Below are 15,008 nucleotides of genomic sequence, written 5' to 3' on the forward strand. Positions count from 1 at the left end.
TAAATTATGTCTAATATTTACAGTAATACGACTAGTTATAAATCTCACGCTCAATTTTTAAGTTATCTTATGTGTGGGATTTACATTGCTTCGATCCCCAGCGAAGCTAAAGATAATCTTCTTTCTGGTCCAATTCAGCGTACGTCAATATCTGGCTCACAAAACTTGTCTTCATATAAGCAACTCATGCCCTCAACTACGCCAACGATCTCACTGTATAAAAGTGATGAAAGCACCTTTAATGATGCTAAATTCGCCTCAGTCGTTTCAAATTTCTATGGCACCATGCTCTCCAACCAAATCACATTAGGCAATGAAATTGAATCAGTGATTGCCGGTTCCTTATGGGATATTTATGTGGACTAATCGATGAGCACGAATTTTTTTAATGATGTTGATAAATTCAAAGATCAGATACCCTATTATTTGACCCAACCACAAAAAGAAGGTCTTGTTAAAGCATTAGCAGACTTTCCGGAGGGTATAAACTACTATTTGTCAAATTATCCTGTTGATTTAAAAGCAGCAGCTTTGCAAGGCGATGTTTTTAAAGGATTAACTATTTATGGCCCTAGAGGAAGCAAAGAAGCAAAAGGGATAATTTTAAGTAACAGTTGTGATATTGACACTAATAACAAGCGTGATTTCCCTATGCGCGCAGTTTTTGCGCCCTTAGTTAATTTAGCCACCCTAGTTGAGAGACTTCAAAAAGCAGGCATTCCACAAGACAAAATTGACACCAAATTAGATGCTATGAAAAAACAACTTGTAACAAACATTGTTTATTTACCAAGTTGTGACACCATTCCTGAAAGCATTATATTTTTAGATGATGTGTATCAAGTATCAACAGAAGAATTACGTCAATCTCTCGAGAGTTCGAATAAGATTCTGACATTAAGCCAAGTTGGTTTTTATATCCTACTTTTCAAGCTTTCGATTCATTTCTGTAGATTCCATGAAGATGTTGCGCGTTATGACAACTAACCATTGGAGGGGTAACCTCCAATGGTTTTTAATCATTCAATATAGCTAGTACTCCAGCAATAAACCCTAACGCTGTTTCCATATTCTTTCTTATAGTCCCATCCGAACATTTGCGCTTCTTAGCGATGCCTCGCAATGAGATACCGATAACAAAATGAGATATAATTAACTCATACTCTTCCTGTTTATATTTCCGCAATCTTGCTACACATCCATCGATCATTATTCCTTCATCATCATCACATTGAAGACGAGTCTTCTTTCCATGAGGCAACAAACCTTTAAAACCAGCAGCAATTGATTGCCAGTCAACACCACTATTGTCGGATGCCGCCCAAGCCCCCCAACGGTCCATGATTTCGTACATATCTTTCATTTTTAAAGCTCCTCAGGATAGAACGCCGAGCGCGTATGCCCGGTCCAGCAATTTAATAATCAATACCGGCTGGGTGCCGTGTTCGCTCTCAAAAGCGACAGGGTCATGGTGCAAAGCGCGGTGGTGCTTGCGGCATAATGGGATCGTAAAAATATCGTGGGCCTTGGTGCCTACGCCGCCCTGCCCCCAGCCAATAAGATGGTGTGCATCATCTGCAGGCTGCCCGCAGCACATACAAGGCTGTTTTTTAACCCATGAGATAAAGTCAGCTGATAACCATCGGCTCCGCTTAGGTCTTGCGAATAGTGTCGCAGGTGCAACAGGATCTACGTTCACAGGAACCAGGGGTTTGCCCGGCGTTGTTATTGCCGTTGGTCTGATTGTTTTCTCGATACGGGGAGAAAGAATGCTGGTGGCCGGTACCGACGGAACGATCTCACTCTCCCTGTAAACAGATTTAATGCCATCGTCTTTAATACGCAGGGATCGGCGCGCCATTTCTTCTGTAATTTCATCGCCAATCCCGGCGCCTACCGCCCACCAGCATAACTCCGCCAGTGACAATGCTCGCTGAGCGTCCAGACCAAGCGCGATGCGGACAGTGTCGATTACCCAGTCAGCGTTATTAACACCTACCAGTTGATCGAGGGTTTGTTCTGTCTGGTTTTTCAGCTCATTATCACAGTGCCAGCATGCGATTATTACACCCGTCGAATGGCGAAACGGGACGAGCTCATGGTGATGGTAATCGGAATGTGCCCACTGACAGTTTTTAACCTGCCTACGCAACCATGACTCGAGGGCACTAACCCCACCAGCTGCAGTGATAACTGCCTTCTTCATGAAAAAAGGTCTGATCCCCATATCATCCCGCATCGGCTGCCGGGCATCAGGAAGACGTCCACTGGGTATCTTTTTCATGCTTGCCGGCGGCATTTCAACAAGAACTCGGCCGGCACCGAATAACGGCATTAATTCACTACCCGGCTTAAGCAGCACAATTCCAAGATGGCGTGCAATATCCACGTTAAGCAAAGCTCGCATCAGTCCCTCCACATCTTCTGTATGTAGGTCCTGTCAATCCGTGGCGGCTTCTTCGATTCCGGCAACAACACGCGGATCTCCCACGATGCAAAGTCTCTGGATAAGCTCTTCTCAACCACACAGTTATTTTTACTGTATCGCTCCACCAGCTCTGTAGCCTCAGCCTCTGAAAGCTGCTCGTGTAAAAACCAACTTTTCTTCATGGCTGATCACCGAACAGTCGCAAAAACTCAATCGCTCTTTCCCGCGCTCCGGGTTCTTCAGCGATCATTTCCTGCAGCAGCTGCACGGCGAGCATAGGCTCCTTTCGCCCGACGATGGAAATTCCTCTGGAGACACGGCGAGAGAGTTTTATAAAATTTTTTCTCTCTAACGCACGCAGATGCAACAGGACAGCATTAGACGAGCTAACGCCGAGCATATCGGCCAGCTCAGATAGCGTTGGTGGGTAGCCATGCTGATTGATGTAGGCCACCAGCAGATCGAAAACTTCCTGCTGTCGAAAAGTTAGTTTTGAAGACGAAAGCAAACCGGCGCTCGATGAAGGAGCACCAGTCTGATGGGATTTTGATACTTCGGGGGTTTGCGTCATGGTTTCTCTCCGCGACGCAGCAGGTATAGGTTGTTCAGGCCTATGACGGGAGTGTAACAGAACCAGGCGGAACCTGGTAACCAACTCCAGACCTAGCCTTTTCAATCATTTGTGAAAAAAGAGAGAGCGTCCCCACGATCTCATCCGGCTGCAGAGGCATAAACGAAACAGTATCGCCGCGCCGGTACATCAAAGCGCGCTCACATACAGGAAAGGATGTCAGACGGGCAACGATCACACCATCGTCGCATCTGATAATTGCATAGCCGGTGTTCGGCATTTCTTGTTTTTTACCCACAGCAAAATCCTCAAAATAAACCAGGTAAGCCACTGGGCCTCAACTTAACAGAACCAGTCATCAGCGCTTTCCCAGGTATCCTGAAGGATTTCTTCGATACGTTTTTTATCTCCGTCCATTCCACCAAGCACGGTTAATCCATCAGAGCTGGCCCGGCGAATCACAAGTCTGCAGTTATTAAAGTTTTGATCCAATCGCCGCAGTAGCTCCTTCTCCAGAGCAGGCACAGCGCCATCCGGCAATTTTTTTAGGCGATCAATTGTGATTTCCACTTTCATAACTAGCTCCTCACGCAAATACTGTATAAATAAACAGTATACCTGTTAGGTAAAATGTTCAAGTTCTTAATGCCACTTTTCGCTAACACATGCTCATGTTTAGATTGATTTTTTCTCCTTAAAAGACAAAACCCGCCGTGGCGGGTTGAGGTTTAAATTACAGGGATTTGGTCGTCGTCGTGGTGATAAGCGCGGTTGATCAGGAAAGTTACCACCCCTTCAACCAGTACATCGTCCAAAGCCTCACCTTCTAAAGCTTCCCCATCGGAGGTGATAAGCGAACGCCCACGAACAGCGGCGAACTGAAGATTCCCCGAGAAAGCTATAAGTACATGATCCCCCTGGCTTGCACGACGTGACACGTCAATTACGGCATAGCCAGTACTCGTTTCAATGACCCTACAGTTTGCATCGAAATGGCACAAGTCAGTTACCATAATTCTTTGTTCTGCATGATCTTTTGCTGGTGACGGAAAGCCCATAATAGTACCCTCACGCGATAATGCTGTATTTATATACAGTATTATCGGAGAGCGATTTAGTCAACTATGCAGCCTTGAACTTCTGGCACATCTCTGGCAAATTTGCTCTTACCAGCGCCTCGGCAAACTGCGGCGGCACCGCGTTGCCGCAGCGGGCGACTTGCTTATCTTTGGCGTATTTCACCCCGCGGTAATCCTGGTCGATGATGTACCACTTCGGGAAACCCTGCGCGCGGTAAAGCTCATGCGGTTGCAGCATTCGCATCCCGATATCAACGATGCGATAAACAATGCCCTTAATCGTTACCAGTTCGCTGACGCCATATGAATTCAGGAACTCTTTAACCTGATCCGCCCGGCGCTCGTCGTAATCATTAGCCGCCAGTAACGCGCTAACTTCTCCAACATGCTGACCTCCAGCAGTGATTGTCGGCATCGGTTCATTAGTGCGCTGGCCATCGCGGCAGGTTCCGCGAAGTTTTACCAGGTGCGACGTCACAAGAGCGTGATGATCGACGGTAGTCACTGAGTGCGCTGGCTCGCCCAGAGAAACACCCGGGCCGGTATAATTCCCTCCGTAGTGTTTTGCCAGAAATGCACCAATTACAGCATGTTTCCCGCCGCTGGCGACTACCGTACCTAATGGTTTTTCCAACCCAGGTACTCGGGGCGCCTGCCCGGGTCTTTCCCCGTAACCGACTTGAATCAGCGTGGGCGCCACAAGCTGAGATTTACCTCCCCCTCCAGCGGTAATCGTAGAGCTTGGCTCATCAGCCCGATGGCCGACACTGGCGCCGAACTGCCTGGCGATTACTGGAGCGACCACACAAGCATGTGGCTCTTTCAGGATGGTGTGAGCAGGTTTATCAAGCGGGCGCGGTTTAGCCTGGTATTCGCTGCCGCCGTTGCCAGCGAGGAACGGGACAAGGCCCGCCTCAACAATCCCCAGCGCATGACCATTTCCGCCCGGGCGCCTGGACGTGCCGGCGGTCACTGTCGGTACCGGATCGGTAACTGGCTGCCCGGTGGCGCCGGTGCGGAATTTTGTAAGATGAGGTACCGCGATTGCGTAGCCGTGGGTTTGCGTAATCGTCTGCAGCGGATCGCCCAGAGCCTGTCCCCGGAAACAGTCATATTTCCCGCGTGTCGTTGTGTGATTGCACTTCACGATGAACGGCGAAGCGCTTTCGATAACAAAGCGCTGAATGCCGCGGGCAATACGTTTCAGTGTATTGACCGCCAGCGGCTTTTTGCGATCGAAGATACTCGGCGCGGGGATTGTCCAGTCTATACATTCCGCAGCTGTACGCCACGGCCGCAACTTGCACGCCAGAACGGCGGCAGACTTCGGATCCCCGTGGGTGGCTTCCGGCCAGGCTATTGGCTTACCGTCCCGGCGCATGACCATGAAGAACCGTTTTCTAATCGTCGGCGCGCCATAATCGCACGCGCGCAGTTCGCGATACTCAACGATGTATCCAAGACCTTTTACCAACCGTGCTGCATCCTCGCTATCCAGCGAAATATTCAGAAATTCGCAGCATTCGGTCAGCGCAGGATGGTTCGCGGGGATCCCTGTTGTCAGCATGCCGACAAATGCCAGGAATGTTTCGCCGACGCGATCTGGATCCGGGCGCATTTCTGCCGCAAGCAGCGGCCCCCATGTTTTAAACTCTTCGACGTTCTCCAGCATCATCACTCGAGGGTCAACATCCAGCCCCCAGCGCAGAACAATCCAAGCCAGCCCGCGAATAGCCTTTTCTACTGGCTTAGCCCCTTTCGCTTTTGAAAAGTGGCGGCAGTCCGGCGAGAACCAAGCCAAACCAACCCTGCGACCGGCGGTCGCAACTTTCGGGCGTACTGAATAAACCGACTCGCAGTAATGCAGCGTATCGGGGTGATTAGTTGTATGCATCGCTACTGCGTTCGGGTCATGGTTAATCGCAATATCCACACTGCGCCCAATCGCCAGCTCGATGCCTGTTGAGGCACCACCGCCACCAGCAAAGTTATCAACGATGATTTCGCTATCTTTCACGCATATTTCTCCATGGCGCAGGCCAGCGACCCAGCCGCGACGATAATTGACGGTACAGGCATTTTTTCCAGCCACATGCGGTTGATATGGTGTTGCAGTCGGCGTTGGTGATGCGCCGGAAGTTGTCCGGCGTTTTTAATTTGAGAGAAGACCATAGTCACTTCGGCCGGCCATACAGTTTCAGGCACGTCCACCAGCAGATGGCTCTCCAATTCCAAGATCCGTTTGCAGGCATAATTTAGTAATGATGCTTCGAGCTCACCGCCAGTTTGGCTCATTGGGATCCCCCAGCATTTTTCCTGCTATCGTAATTGGCAAGGTCAAAATCGATTGTTGCACGTAGGTCACGGAATAATCCCTGACGACCATGGCGGATGATCTCCCCGGTTCTCTGCGCAACCTGCATATCCAGCCGAGCGGTTTTTATGGAAAGCCCAGTACTTTCAGCTACCTGTTCGGTGGTGATGCGCCCATGTGCTTTGACAAAATCAATAATCCTCCGAACATCCCGCACCTTCTGCAGTTGGGTTCTTTTAGTCATAATCAGCACCTCGCCGCGTTGCGCAGGCAGCGGTTGCGCATTCTGGCAAGCAACCAGAGCTCGTTTGCTGTTGTCGTCATTCCAAGCATCGATGTGTAAACAGTCGCAGCCCGGCGCCACAGCTTTTTGTCTTCCAGCGTCTTCGCCAGGGACAGTGCGTTTTGGACTTTTTTCACATCCTCTTCAGATAAAGGTGTTGCAGCCTGCGGCAGGGCAACATCGGGAACCTCAACGCCTGCAACCACTCGATAGACATACTGGCAGCCGTTATGGGTACGATGGAGTTTTCCCGCGGCATGGAGCTGCCGCAGCAAGTTACCTGCTGTACTGGCTTGCAAGTCCAGCGCATCGCAGACATCCTGCAGGACGCATTCTGGCGTCCTGCTAACGATGGCAAGCACCATCTGTGCTTTAGTTACTTTGGTTTTTAGTTGTTTGGTCATGGTCAAAACTCGTTTACTTGGTTAAACCTGCCGCCTTGCGGCGTTTGTACTCTTCCATCAGAAGCTGTGCTGGTGTGGGCCCAGCCGGATGTCGCGGCGCTTCAAGCTGACGGCGAATCGGCGGGATCGAGAATCCATTAGCCAGGTGCTTCGTCCACTTCGTGAGTAATTTTTCTGCCAGTTTTTTTAGTTCCCCCTCTGTGAGGTTTCGCTCAACTCCCGTTCTGAGCATCTCAACGCAAATGTGATACAGCACGTCCTGTTTCCAGGGATATCTGTCGCTGCCCGAAAAGCGATAAGACTCATTGCGCCAGCGCTTGTATTCAGCCATCACAGCTTCGGATGTCAGGTTGAATGGGTTGGCTCCACTCGCCGAAACCAGCGCAACGAATTCAGCCAGATCCGGTGGCCATGTGTTACCCGCGGCGCAGCGCTCCATGCACTGACTGCAGACCTGAGTAATCTGGGCTTCACTCATCGATCCAATCTGGGCAATCCACATATCCGAGGGCGCCGCCCCGTTCTTCTGGGTCCACCGGTTCGAAAAAATTTCCCCCATGACTGTCCATAGCCGCCATGCCGTATCCGCCGCCAGCAAGTCCGTTTTGCTTTTCCCAGCGTTCTCTGGCTGCCTGAATTTCCTGAACTGCCCGGGATGCGGTGTTAACTGGTTGAATTCCTGCATGGTCTTTACCTCCGGTTGCTGGTTGTGGTTTAGATTTGGCTCTGGCACTTATCACGCTGCGGGCAAATTTCTGCTCCCATTGAATCTGAGTGAACACTTTCCCCTCGGATTTCCAGTACGCGATGAACTCTGCCAGCTCTGTCGGCAGGTATGCCGGTTCGGGAAGCGCTATACCCCAGGTAGCAGCCAACCGCGGCCAGTCCTGTGACGGCAGCCAAAGGTCGTGCATGGTGAATTTCCCTATCGGAATATCCACTCCAGGCAGATACTGAGGTTGCTGGGGAAAATTTCTCTCCTGCGCATAGAGAGTGGGGTTTGATCCTTTTCCCTTCCCTTCCCTTCCTTTTCCGTCAGTGAGCCCTCCTTGATGATTCACTGAGTCCTCATTGAGCCCTCCTTGATTAGTCACTCTCTTTTCTTCCTCTCCTGCCTTATCCTCAGTGAGTTCTGGCGGAAGAGGTATTTTTGAAGCTGAAGGCCTGTTTATTTTTTGATGCTTAAGGAAACCTTTAATCTGTAAATAGCAGACATCATTCACTGAATACTCAATGAGTAATCCATGAGTAATCAGTTCCTGTATTAGTGGTTCGCAATCGAGCGCATCCGCAGGGAAGATCTGCATCTTCAACCGTTTTGGCGAACGCTCAAGGCATCCCATGTCGTTGGCGAAGTTGAACAACCCGATAAACAGGAGACGCGCTGGAATTGAACATTCCACCACCTTCTCATCTGTCCAGAATTCAGGTTTAACTGTTCTGATGCGGGCCATCTGAAACCTCTTATTAGCCAGCTGGTGCTGGTGGTCATTGTCAAAACTCGATTAGAAGAACTGCGGCGCTACGGCGCTGATGCTCGCCAGAAGTGGTCCCGCCGCATCTGCAGGAAGCATGTTAAAAAGTGCAATTGCTGCCTCCCGAATTTCACGCTCTAACTTCTGCAACGGAGCACCAAGCAATTTTGCCTGGTGCGCTTCGCTACACTCTTTGATTGCTTGAGCCACCAGCTCGCTTTCAGTCAATCCACGTTTCAATCCGTGTTTGCGCGCAATCTCAATGGGCATCGCATCAGCGATCGCTCCTGAAAGCTGTATGACGTAGCTGGTGTACTTCTCTGATCCGGATTCGTTTTTCAGGTAGCGGTACAGATTCTGTTTATTGACGTTTATTCCGCGACCGTTTTGTTTTCTCCATTGATCATCCACCAGCTGCGCGATGTGGTCCTGTGCACGTCCAGGTAAAGTCGACTCCCATTCCTGAACGGCAGCAAAAATTGCTCTACTCTTCATCCGAGCCCGGCGTAGACCGGAAAACTGATTTTCTGAGTTCAGTTGCAGGCCCATTACCGGGTTATGATTTTTAAAAGAGATGGTTTGCATGCTTACTCCTTCGGTAATCCATCCGTTGGGTTTGGGTAGAGATCTGGTCTGAGTTCATGCGGAGTAACTTTCCACTCCAATGCCTTACTGACTTTCAGAACCAACTCGCCAGGAACTTTATGTTTGAACCAACCATTTACTGTTTGTGCTCGCCGATTAAGCCGCCGTCCGATTTCCGATTGGCTACACACGGCAAGTAATTTTTTTTGAAGTGATGGCTTCATGCGCTGCTCCACTAAGAACTGTAAATTTGAATTACAGTTTAATCAGTTTATTTCGATAGTGTCAAATCATTCGATATGAGGCCTGAAGAAAAAATCTGTATAATCTTTCTCATGTGTTTGTTTGGGTGGATGAAGATGAACTTTGGTGTTCGACTGCAACGAGTCTTAGATGAGATAGGAATGTCTCAATCAGAACTGGGGCGGAGGATCGGTGCGACATCCCAATCAGTGAATGGCTGGTGTCAGGCTGGAATCCTTCCCAGAAAAGAAATGCTTGAGCAACTTCCTGATATAACAGGAAAACCTTTGTATTGGTTTTTCATGACAGATGAAGACGAAGAGACGCTGCAGCCGCCAAGATCGGAAGATATCTATGTCCTTACCCCGGAGACCAAAAAGCTCATAGAAATTTACGATCAGCTTCCTCAGGTGGAGCAAGAACGATTCGTCGGGTTAATGCAGTTAAGGCTGGAAGAACTCGATGCTTTCATGAACGAATACTTAATGAAACGAAAGAAAGACTAGAACAGCCTTCCCCCCCTTCATAAGCGCCGCCTTCGGGCGGTTTTTTTGTGCCTGCTCCCCACCTCACATCCAATTCTGAAATTTAAATCATCAGTTTTAATTGACAGCTGTAGTTTATATCGATAATACTATCTCCGTCCTATGACGTCATCGAGGCAGGAAGCCCACGAAGTAGCTGCCGGCGGCATACGAAACACCGGATGAGATGACAGCAATATCAATCGCAGCAGGTTCAATGTTCGGCTGCCCGGCCTTAAGGGAAGGAAATAAGTATGGATAAAGCATACGAAGACTATTTTGAAAACCTCTCTGAAGGTGAAGAGGCACTGAGTTTCAGCGAGTTTACCGCGGCACTTTCAGGTAAGCCGGCAGACTGCGCCTCTTCTGAAATGTAATGGAAATCCTGCGCGCTTCGTGGTGGTGAATTGCAGGGTGAAAAAGCTCAATCGTGAAGATCAGCGTCACGACACCACCGACGAAGCGCGTCGAAGTAGTGAAAATAAAAAACCAGGGTTTGCAATGCGGTGAATGCGGCTATGCGCACGCGACACAGTTAAAAAAGTAAACATGGCGGTTATTCACACGTTGTGGGGAAAAAGTTGTCGGCGGTAGTTGTTAACTGGCTGCCGTCACCGGGAGGCACCCGGCGCCGCATTGCAAAACCACATCCCAATAATGAGTTAACTGGAGATAACTATGAAGGATTTTGCCCGAGTACCTACCGGGAACCAGGCGACCCGCCTGAACTGGTTCGAGGTGAGACTACGCCAGCTGTGTTACTTACTGGCGCAGAAAGGAAACCCTGAGGCTGAGGCATGAATACCCTGTTTGCCCTTGTCATCAGCGTATGTGCTCTCACTGGTGAATGCTCTGATGTTCTGATCGGTGTTTATCCATCAGAGGCCAGTTGCAACAGCAACGCCGATGAACAAAAAGTACTGGGCCAGTGCCTCCCCTACCGAAATGCACAAAAAATGGCTGTCGACCAACAGCCTGCAGTGAGTTTTTGAATCGAGTTTTGACCAATGGCCGTTACGGCCGGAGAAGTGATTATGGAATTTGGAATGAAACGCGTTCTGGCATCTGTCCAGGCCGCCGCCACTTTGAATAAGCTCTATGACGGCTCGCCCGTTTCACTGACGGCCATCAGTAAAGAGTCAAAGCTGTCTACTTCATACCTTGAGCAGATCTTCAAAAAGCTGCGGGCGGGTAACCTGGTAATTTCACAGCGTGGCCCAGGTGGTGGTTATAGCCCCCGTGGCGATGACATCACCGTTACAGAAGTGATCACTGCGGTATCTAAACTGCCAGCCCATAAAACTTTTGAGCCTATCCTGCGAGCGCTTGACGACGTTCGCGTATCACAGCTGCTGCGGGGCGATTCGCCAGCCCCATAAAGCACAAAACCCGCGCAAGGCGGGTTAAGTACCCGGTCAGCCGACCAAAGCTTTCCGGAATCGAGTTTTGACCAATGACCACCACCAGGGCGGCTGCCATCAGCTGCCGGGTATCTTACAATCCAAAGGAGCCCAAACGCAATGAACAACTACCCGTATCTCATTAAAGCGAAGGCAAAAGCAAACGAAGCGAAAAGTCTCTTCTGCTGGTTCTCTGCTAAATCCGATTCTCGCGCCGAGCGCAAAATCCTGGACATCCTGGAAGACGCTGAAATTAACGTTGGCCGCGGCGCCAGCCATCAGCTGCCGATCCGCACCAATTGGCTCATCGTTGATGACTTACCGGAAGAAGGTGTACTGGATGACACCTGGTGCGATCGCTACGAGCTTGGTGGTGAAGACGGGCTGACATGGCAAAAAATCGTTGCGCCGGCGGCTGCTGAACCACAGCCCTCCAGTAAACCAGAAAACGATATCTCTCCTGCAAATAGCGATGAAGAGGACTATTCGAACAATGAAGAAGCACTCTTCAACCTGGCGGAAATGTCATTCCGCACGCAGCTGCTTGCCCAGTATATGGCCGACGAGCGTCACGTGTATCACATTAGCATTCCTCATCGTAACCGCCTTTCAGCGATGGAAATGGATACGGATAATCACGGTGTGCAGAATCTGCTGCTGACGGCAGAAAACATTCCGGAGCTTAAAAAATATGATATGCCTGGCCTGTGGAAATTTACCAGTGCATTTAAGAGCGTATTTCCTGTGGGGAAACGCCATGAGCTCGGCAAGCAAATTCAGTTCGCCAAATTGTGGCTTGAAACGTCGCACATTGACCGCGGGATCCTTACAAAGGAATGGGCTGCTGGAAACTATATCACCTCAATAAACAAAACCGATGCCGGCGCCAATGCTGGCGGCGGTAACAAAACTGACCGCAATCCGGATTATCAGCATTCGCTGGATACTCTGGATATAGAGATCGCCCTTGCGACGATGCCTATGGATTTTGATATCTATAATTTTCCGGCATCAGTCCACCGCCGCGCGAAGGAAATAGTACAGAAGAAAGAAAGTCCATTTAAAGAATGGTCTGCAGCATTACGGAGCACACCAGGCATCCTTGATTATTCCCGTGCAGCGATTTTTGCACTAATCAGGGAAGCATCCAGTGGAATAACTCCTTTTCCAGATCGGTTGCGTGGCTACATCAACGCGAATCTGACTGAACATAAGCATGATACCCCGAGCGCTGAAACGCTTGCCAAGGCGGGGCATATTCCATCTGCAGCAGTCACTCTGGATGCAATAAACCAAGCAATCGCCGGAGAGGATAGCAGCGCAAAACTGGAAACACTCTCCTCCGACTTTAAAGCAGTTGGTACCGAACTGGTAAAAGAGGCTCAAAAGCAACGTCCAGACGCTAATCAGGTTCTGGCCTCCGAGCGCGGCGAATATGTTGAAGGGATTAGCGACCCTACGGATCCGAAGTGGGTAACCGAAGACCTTACCAAGACCAGGCAACCTGAAGTTTCAAAAATTGGGGACGGAGTATTTTCCATTGACGGTCTTGTTGACGTTACGGGCAAGGTTAACCAAAAAGAAAAAACAGATGAAGTTGTTCATCAAATGGATGCTGTAGATATTGAATCCGGTCATCATAATAACGAGGAAGACCAGCCAATTGATTATGTTCACGTTATGGTTGATCTGGAAACCATGGGTAAAAAACATAACGCCCCTATCGTCGCTATTGGTGCGGTTGTTTTTGACCCGGCAACCGGCTCTATTGGAGAAAGTTTCTATAAAGTCGTATGCCTTGAATCCTCTGTGAACTGGGGCGCCGTAATCGATCCCTCTACTGTTATCTGGTGGCTTAAGCAGTCCTCCGAAGCACGCTCTGCGATCGTAAATGATGATGCTATCCCGTTGCTGGATGCATTACTCCAGTTCAGAGAATTTGTTTCTGATAATGTCGCTGGTGGGAGCAAAAAGGCGCAGGTATGGGGTAACGGTGCGTCATTCGACAACTCTATTCTGCGTTCTTCTTACGATTGCATTGCTGAAGATTATCCGTGGGAATACTGGAACGATCGGGACGTTCGAACAATGGTAGAACTCGGCCATGCCATAAACTACGAACCCCAAAAAGCAATCCCGTTTGAGGGCGAACGACACAACGCACTTGCCGATGCTATTCACCAGGCCCGGTATGTTTCTGCAATCTGGCAGCGCCTCATCGAAGGAAATCAAGTGCTGCAGAAACTAACTCAAAACTGATTTTACAAATTCAGCAAATGGCCCTGTATTGGGCCATTATTAGGAGGAAATATGTCGCGATTAGTTCTTCTGTCTGTATGGGCTGAACATGAGTTTGGGGATCCTATTCCGGGCCCATCAACCTTAAATAAATATGCTAAGAATGGAATGATTTCCCCTCCACCTCAAAAAGTCGGGAAAAGTTGGCGGGTAGAAATTACAGCCCGCTTTGTCGGGATGGCAACGAAACCAGTGATGAAAAAACAAGATCACCCGTTACTTAGGAGAATTCTTGAAGATGGGCAGACCACGCAAACATAACGTCAATATTCCCGGGCTATCTCCGTACTTTGATTCAAGGACGAACAAAGTATATTGGCGTTATAAACACCCTGTTACAGGTAAGTTTCATGGATTAGGTACAGATGAAAAGATCGCTACCGAGATTGCAATAGAAGCAAACACTCGACTCGCAGAACAACAAATGAGAAATATCCTCAAAATAAAAAACGAAGTACATGAGCGGATGGGGGGATCATCGTCGGTAACAACATTTATCACTCGGTACAAAAAGATTCAAGAAGAAAGATATAGCCGCGGAGAAATTAAACTCAACACATTAAAACAAAAAAATTCACCACTTAAAGTATTGGATGAACATCTTGGATTACGTTCACTTGATCAGATAACCGTTAAAGACATTGTCAACATATTAGATGAGTACAAAGAAAAAGGGCATAACAGAATGGGGCAAATATTCAGAAAAGTTGTCATAGACGTTTTTAAAGAGGCACAGCAACTCGGGGACGTACCAGTTGGTTTTAATCCAGCAGAAGCAGCAAAAAAACCTCATGTGAAGATTTCCAGGCAGCGTCTGACCTTTGATGAGTGGAAGATCATATATGCATCGGCAGAAAAGGAAAATTATTTTCTTCAGCGTGGAATGCTTCTTGCCATCATAACCGGTCAGCGCCTTGCAGACATATGCAATATGAAATTTTCGGATGTTGAGGATAACTATCTTCTTATCGAACAAAGCAAAACAGGGGCAAAGATAGCACTTCCACTACATTTGAAATGCTACCAGTTAGGTATGAGTCTTGGAGAGGTTATCTCTTTGTGTAGGGATAGAGTTTTGAGTCCGTATTTGTTGCATCACCATCATGCAAAAGGGACTGCAAAAAGAGGAGGCAAAGTAAAACCCGGTACACTCACAGTGGCATTCAGTAAGGCAAGAGATGAGGCAGATTACGATTGGTCAAAAAATGGTACGCCTCCGAGCTTTCACGAACAAAGATCTTTATCTGAACGGCTTTATCGTGAACAAGGCATTGATACTCAAATTTTGCTAGGACACACCAGTAAAACAATGACTGATCGATACAATGATTCACGCGGGAAAGAATGGAAAAAACTGGTCATATAATGACCAGTTTTGCAGAGGGATTTTGCAGGAGTTTTGCA

The 15,008-nt window shown here is 48.7% G+C and carries 24 protein-coding genes; 9 read left to right on the forward strand and 15 right to left on the reverse strand.

Annotated features, from left to right (window positions below; genetic code table 11):
* The first annotated feature begins 6 nt into the window (after positions 1–6).
* Positions 7–366 carry a hypothetical protein gene (locus ABLV04_RS23235; RefSeq protein ID WP_223366906.1) on the forward strand — a complete coding sequence of 120 codons (360 nt, stop codon included), beginning with the start codon at positions 7–9 and terminating at the stop codon, positions 364–366.
* Between the two features lie 3 nt (positions 367–369).
* Positions 370–987 (forward strand): hypothetical protein, encoded by a 618-nt coding sequence (locus ABLV04_RS23240; RefSeq protein WP_020315056.1) that lies wholly within the window; start codon positions 370–372, stop codon positions 985–987.
* Between the two features lie 28 nt (positions 988–1,015).
* Here ABLV04_RS23240 and ABLV04_RS23245 read toward each other — a convergent pair whose 3' ends face one another.
* From ABLV04_RS23245 to ABLV04_RS23315, 15 genes are all read right to left on the reverse strand, one after another.
* The gene (locus ABLV04_RS23245) at positions 1,016–1,363 is read right to left on the reverse strand and encodes an antiterminator Q family protein (RefSeq protein WP_020315059.1); all 348 of its coding nucleotides are present in this window, start codon (positions 1,361–1,363) and stop codon (positions 1,016–1,018) included.
* A gap of 12 nt (positions 1,364–1,375) precedes the next feature.
* Positions 1,376–2,407, reverse strand: a complete 1,032-nt coding sequence (locus ABLV04_RS23250) for a DUF968 domain-containing protein (RefSeq protein WP_348816239.1) — start codon at positions 2,405–2,407, stop codon at positions 1,376–1,378.
* On the reverse strand, positions 2,407–2,610 hold the full coding sequence (locus ABLV04_RS23255; RefSeq protein ID WP_012542183.1) for a hypothetical protein: 204 nt from the start codon (positions 2,608–2,610) through the stop codon (positions 2,407–2,409). Before ABLV04_RS23255 ends, ABLV04_RS23250 begins: the two co-directional genes overlap by 1 nt.
* On the reverse strand, positions 2,607–2,999 hold the full coding sequence (locus tag ABLV04_RS23260) for a hypothetical protein (protein ID WP_016160645.1): 393 nt from the start codon (positions 2,997–2,999) through the stop codon (positions 2,607–2,609). The genes ABLV04_RS23255 and ABLV04_RS23260 overlap by 4 nt, the downstream gene beginning before the upstream one ends.
* 40 nt (positions 3,000–3,039) lie before the next feature.
* Positions 3,040–3,330 (reverse strand): hypothetical protein, encoded by a 291-nt coding sequence (locus ABLV04_RS23265; protein ID WP_077257741.1) that lies wholly within the window; start codon positions 3,328–3,330, stop codon positions 3,040–3,042.
* 11 nt (positions 3,331–3,341) lie between these two features.
* Positions 3,342–3,575, reverse strand: coding sequence for a DinI family protein (locus ABLV04_RS23270; RefSeq protein WP_348816240.1), 234 nt, complete (start codon positions 3,573–3,575; stop codon positions 3,342–3,344).
* 152 nt (positions 3,576–3,727) lie between these two features.
* Positions 3,728–4,057 carry a hypothetical protein gene (locus ABLV04_RS23275; protein WP_348816241.1) on the reverse strand — a complete coding sequence of 110 codons (330 nt, stop codon included), beginning with the start codon at positions 4,055–4,057 and terminating at the stop codon, positions 3,728–3,730.
* A 64-nt stretch (positions 4,058–4,121) separates the two neighbouring features.
* Entirely contained in the window at positions 4,122–6,095 is a 1,974-nt protein-coding gene (locus ABLV04_RS23280) for a DNA cytosine methyltransferase (RefSeq protein ID WP_348816242.1), read from the reverse strand.
* On the reverse strand, positions 6,092–6,373 hold the full coding sequence (locus tag ABLV04_RS23285; RefSeq protein ID WP_348816243.1) for a hypothetical protein: 282 nt from the start codon (positions 6,371–6,373) through the stop codon (positions 6,092–6,094). The genes ABLV04_RS23280 and ABLV04_RS23285 overlap by 4 nt, the downstream gene beginning before the upstream one ends.
* Entirely contained in the window at positions 6,370–6,636 is a 267-nt protein-coding gene (locus tag ABLV04_RS23290; protein ID WP_348816244.1) for a DUF977 family protein, read from the reverse strand. The genes ABLV04_RS23285 and ABLV04_RS23290 overlap by 4 nt, the downstream gene beginning before the upstream one ends.
* A 2-nt stretch (positions 6,637–6,638) precedes the next feature.
* Positions 6,639–7,079 (reverse strand): hypothetical protein, encoded by a 441-nt coding sequence (locus ABLV04_RS23295; protein WP_348816245.1) that lies wholly within the window; start codon positions 7,077–7,079, stop codon positions 6,639–6,641.
* A 13-nt stretch (positions 7,080–7,092) separates the two neighbouring features.
* Positions 7,093–7,638 carry a replication protein P gene (locus tag ABLV04_RS23300; RefSeq protein ID WP_348816246.1) on the reverse strand — a complete coding sequence of 182 codons (546 nt, stop codon included), beginning with the start codon at positions 7,636–7,638 and terminating at the stop codon, positions 7,093–7,095.
* Entirely contained in the window at positions 7,550–8,533 is a 984-nt protein-coding gene (locus ABLV04_RS23305; RefSeq protein WP_348816247.1) for a DnaT-like ssDNA-binding domain-containing protein, read from the reverse strand. Before ABLV04_RS23305 ends, ABLV04_RS23300 begins: the two co-directional genes overlap by 89 nt.
* Positions 8,534–8,584: 51 nt before the next feature.
* Complete coding sequence (locus ABLV04_RS23310) at positions 8,585–9,139, reverse strand: toxin YdaT family protein (protein ID WP_348816248.1); 555 nt, start codon at positions 9,137–9,139, stop codon at positions 8,585–8,587.
* Between the two features lie 2 nt (positions 9,140–9,141).
* A complete protein-coding gene (locus tag ABLV04_RS23315) occupies positions 9,142–9,363 on the reverse strand; it encodes a YdaS family helix-turn-helix protein (protein WP_004147982.1) in 222 nt (73 codons plus the stop codon).
* Between the two features lie 180 nt (positions 9,364–9,543).
* On the opposite strand from ABLV04_RS23315, the gene ABLV04_RS23320 reads away from it, so the two are divergent.
* The 7 genes from ABLV04_RS23320 to ABLV04_RS23350 all read left to right on the forward strand — a co-directional run bounded on the left by ABLV04_RS23320 (position 9,544) and on the right by ABLV04_RS23350 (position 14,970).
* Positions 9,544–9,888, forward strand: coding sequence for a transcriptional regulator (locus tag ABLV04_RS23320; RefSeq protein ID WP_223168509.1), 345 nt, complete (start codon positions 9,544–9,546; stop codon positions 9,886–9,888).
* 272 nt (positions 9,889–10,160) lie between these two features.
* Positions 10,161–10,283: a hypothetical protein gene (locus ABLV04_RS23325; protein WP_016529975.1), complete on the forward strand. Its 123-nt coding sequence runs from the start codon at positions 10,161–10,163 to the stop codon at positions 10,281–10,283.
* A 420-nt stretch (positions 10,284–10,703) separates the two neighbouring features.
* Entirely contained in the window at positions 10,704–10,898 is a 195-nt protein-coding gene (locus ABLV04_RS23330; protein WP_023328115.1) for a DUF1482 family protein, read from the forward strand.
* Between the two features lie 42 nt (positions 10,899–10,940).
* The gene (locus ABLV04_RS23335) at positions 10,941–11,285 is read left to right on the forward strand and encodes an Rrf2 family transcriptional regulator (protein WP_014228879.1); all 345 of its coding nucleotides are present in this window, start codon (positions 10,941–10,943) and stop codon (positions 11,283–11,285) included.
* A gap of 141 nt (positions 11,286–11,426) precedes the next feature.
* Positions 11,427–13,565 carry a 3'-5' exoribonuclease gene (locus tag ABLV04_RS23340; protein WP_348816249.1) on the forward strand — a complete coding sequence of 713 codons (2,139 nt, stop codon included), beginning with the start codon at positions 11,427–11,429 and terminating at the stop codon, positions 13,563–13,565.
* Positions 13,566–13,616: 51 nt separating this feature from the next.
* A complete protein-coding gene (locus ABLV04_RS23345) occupies positions 13,617–13,865 on the forward strand; it encodes an excisionase (RefSeq protein ID WP_071599122.1) in 249 nt (82 codons plus the stop codon).
* A complete protein-coding gene (locus tag ABLV04_RS23350; protein WP_020315090.1) occupies positions 13,843–14,970 on the forward strand; it encodes a phage integrase Arm DNA-binding domain-containing protein in 1,128 nt (375 codons plus the stop codon). Before ABLV04_RS23345 ends, ABLV04_RS23350 begins: the two co-directional genes overlap by 23 nt.
* Positions 14,971–15,008: the final 38 nt, after the last annotated feature.

This window comes from Klebsiella sp. JN_Kp127 (genome assembly GCF_040062505.1).
Lineage (GTDB): Bacteria > Pseudomonadota > Gammaproteobacteria > Enterobacterales > Enterobacteriaceae > Klebsiella > Klebsiella quasipneumoniae.

Excerpts from the sequence above, each read along its gene's own strand:
- ABLV04_RS23235 (WP_223366906.1), top strand. The coding sequence starts at position 7 with ATGTCTAATATTTACAGTAATACGACTAGTTATAAATCTCACGCTCAA.
- ABLV04_RS23240 (WP_020315056.1), top strand. The coding sequence starts at position 370 with ATGAGCACGAATTTTTTTAATGATGTTGATAAATTCAAAGATCAGATA.
- ABLV04_RS23245 (WP_020315059.1), bottom strand. The coding sequence starts at position 1,363 with ATGAAAGATATGTACGAAATCATGGACCGTTGGGGGGCTTGGGCGGCA.
- ABLV04_RS23250 (WP_348816239.1), bottom strand. The coding sequence starts at position 2,407 with ATGCGAGCTTTGCTTAACGTGGATATTGCACGCCATCTTGGAATTGTG.
- ABLV04_RS23255 (WP_012542183.1), bottom strand. The coding sequence starts at position 2,610 with ATGAAGAAAAGTTGGTTTTTACACGAGCAGCTTTCAGAGGCTGAGGCT.
- ABLV04_RS23260 (WP_016160645.1), bottom strand. The coding sequence starts at position 2,999 with ATGACGCAAACCCCCGAAGTATCAAAATCCCATCAGACTGGTGCTCCT.
- ABLV04_RS23270 (WP_348816240.1), bottom strand. The coding sequence starts at position 3,575 with ATGAAAGTGGAAATCACAATTGATCGCCTAAAAAAATTGCCGGATGGC.
- ABLV04_RS23275 (WP_348816241.1), bottom strand. The coding sequence starts at position 4,057 with ATGGGCTTTCCGTCACCAGCAAAAGATCATGCAGAACAAAGAATTATG.
- ABLV04_RS23285 (WP_348816243.1), bottom strand. The coding sequence starts at position 6,373 with ATGAGCCAAACTGGCGGTGAGCTCGAAGCATCATTACTAAATTATGCC.
- ABLV04_RS23290 (WP_348816244.1), bottom strand. The coding sequence starts at position 6,636 with ATGACTAAAAGAACCCAACTGCAGAAGGTGCGGGATGTTCGGAGGATT.
- ABLV04_RS23295 (WP_348816245.1), bottom strand. The coding sequence starts at position 7,079 with ATGACCAAACAACTAAAAACCAAAGTAACTAAAGCACAGATGGTGCTT.
- ABLV04_RS23300 (WP_348816246.1), bottom strand. The coding sequence starts at position 7,638 with ATGGGGGAAATTTTTTCGAACCGGTGGACCCAGAAGAACGGGGCGGCG.
- ABLV04_RS23305 (WP_348816247.1), bottom strand. The coding sequence starts at position 8,533 with ATGGCCCGCATCAGAACAGTTAAACCTGAATTCTGGACAGATGAGAAG.
- ABLV04_RS23310 (WP_348816248.1), bottom strand. The coding sequence starts at position 9,139 with ATGCAAACCATCTCTTTTAAAAATCATAACCCGGTAATGGGCCTGCAA.
- ABLV04_RS23315 (WP_004147982.1), bottom strand. The coding sequence starts at position 9,363 with ATGAAGCCATCACTTCAAAAAAAATTACTTGCCGTGTGTAGCCAATCG.
- ABLV04_RS23320 (WP_223168509.1), top strand. The coding sequence starts at position 9,544 with ATGTCTCAATCAGAACTGGGGCGGAGGATCGGTGCGACATCCCAATCA.
- ABLV04_RS23325 (WP_016529975.1), top strand. The coding sequence starts at position 10,161 with ATGGATAAAGCATACGAAGACTATTTTGAAAACCTCTCTGAAGGTGAA.
- ABLV04_RS23330 (WP_023328115.1), top strand. The coding sequence starts at position 10,704 with ATGAATACCCTGTTTGCCCTTGTCATCAGCGTATGTGCTCTCACTGGT.
- ABLV04_RS23335 (WP_014228879.1), top strand. The coding sequence starts at position 10,941 with ATGGAATTTGGAATGAAACGCGTTCTGGCATCTGTCCAGGCCGCCGCC.
- ABLV04_RS23340 (WP_348816249.1), top strand. The coding sequence starts at position 11,427 with ATGAACAACTACCCGTATCTCATTAAAGCGAAGGCAAAAGCAAACGAA.
- ABLV04_RS23345 (WP_071599122.1), top strand. The coding sequence starts at position 13,617 with ATGTCGCGATTAGTTCTTCTGTCTGTATGGGCTGAACATGAGTTTGGG.
- ABLV04_RS23350 (WP_020315090.1), top strand. The coding sequence starts at position 13,843 with ATGGGCAGACCACGCAAACATAACGTCAATATTCCCGGGCTATCTCCG.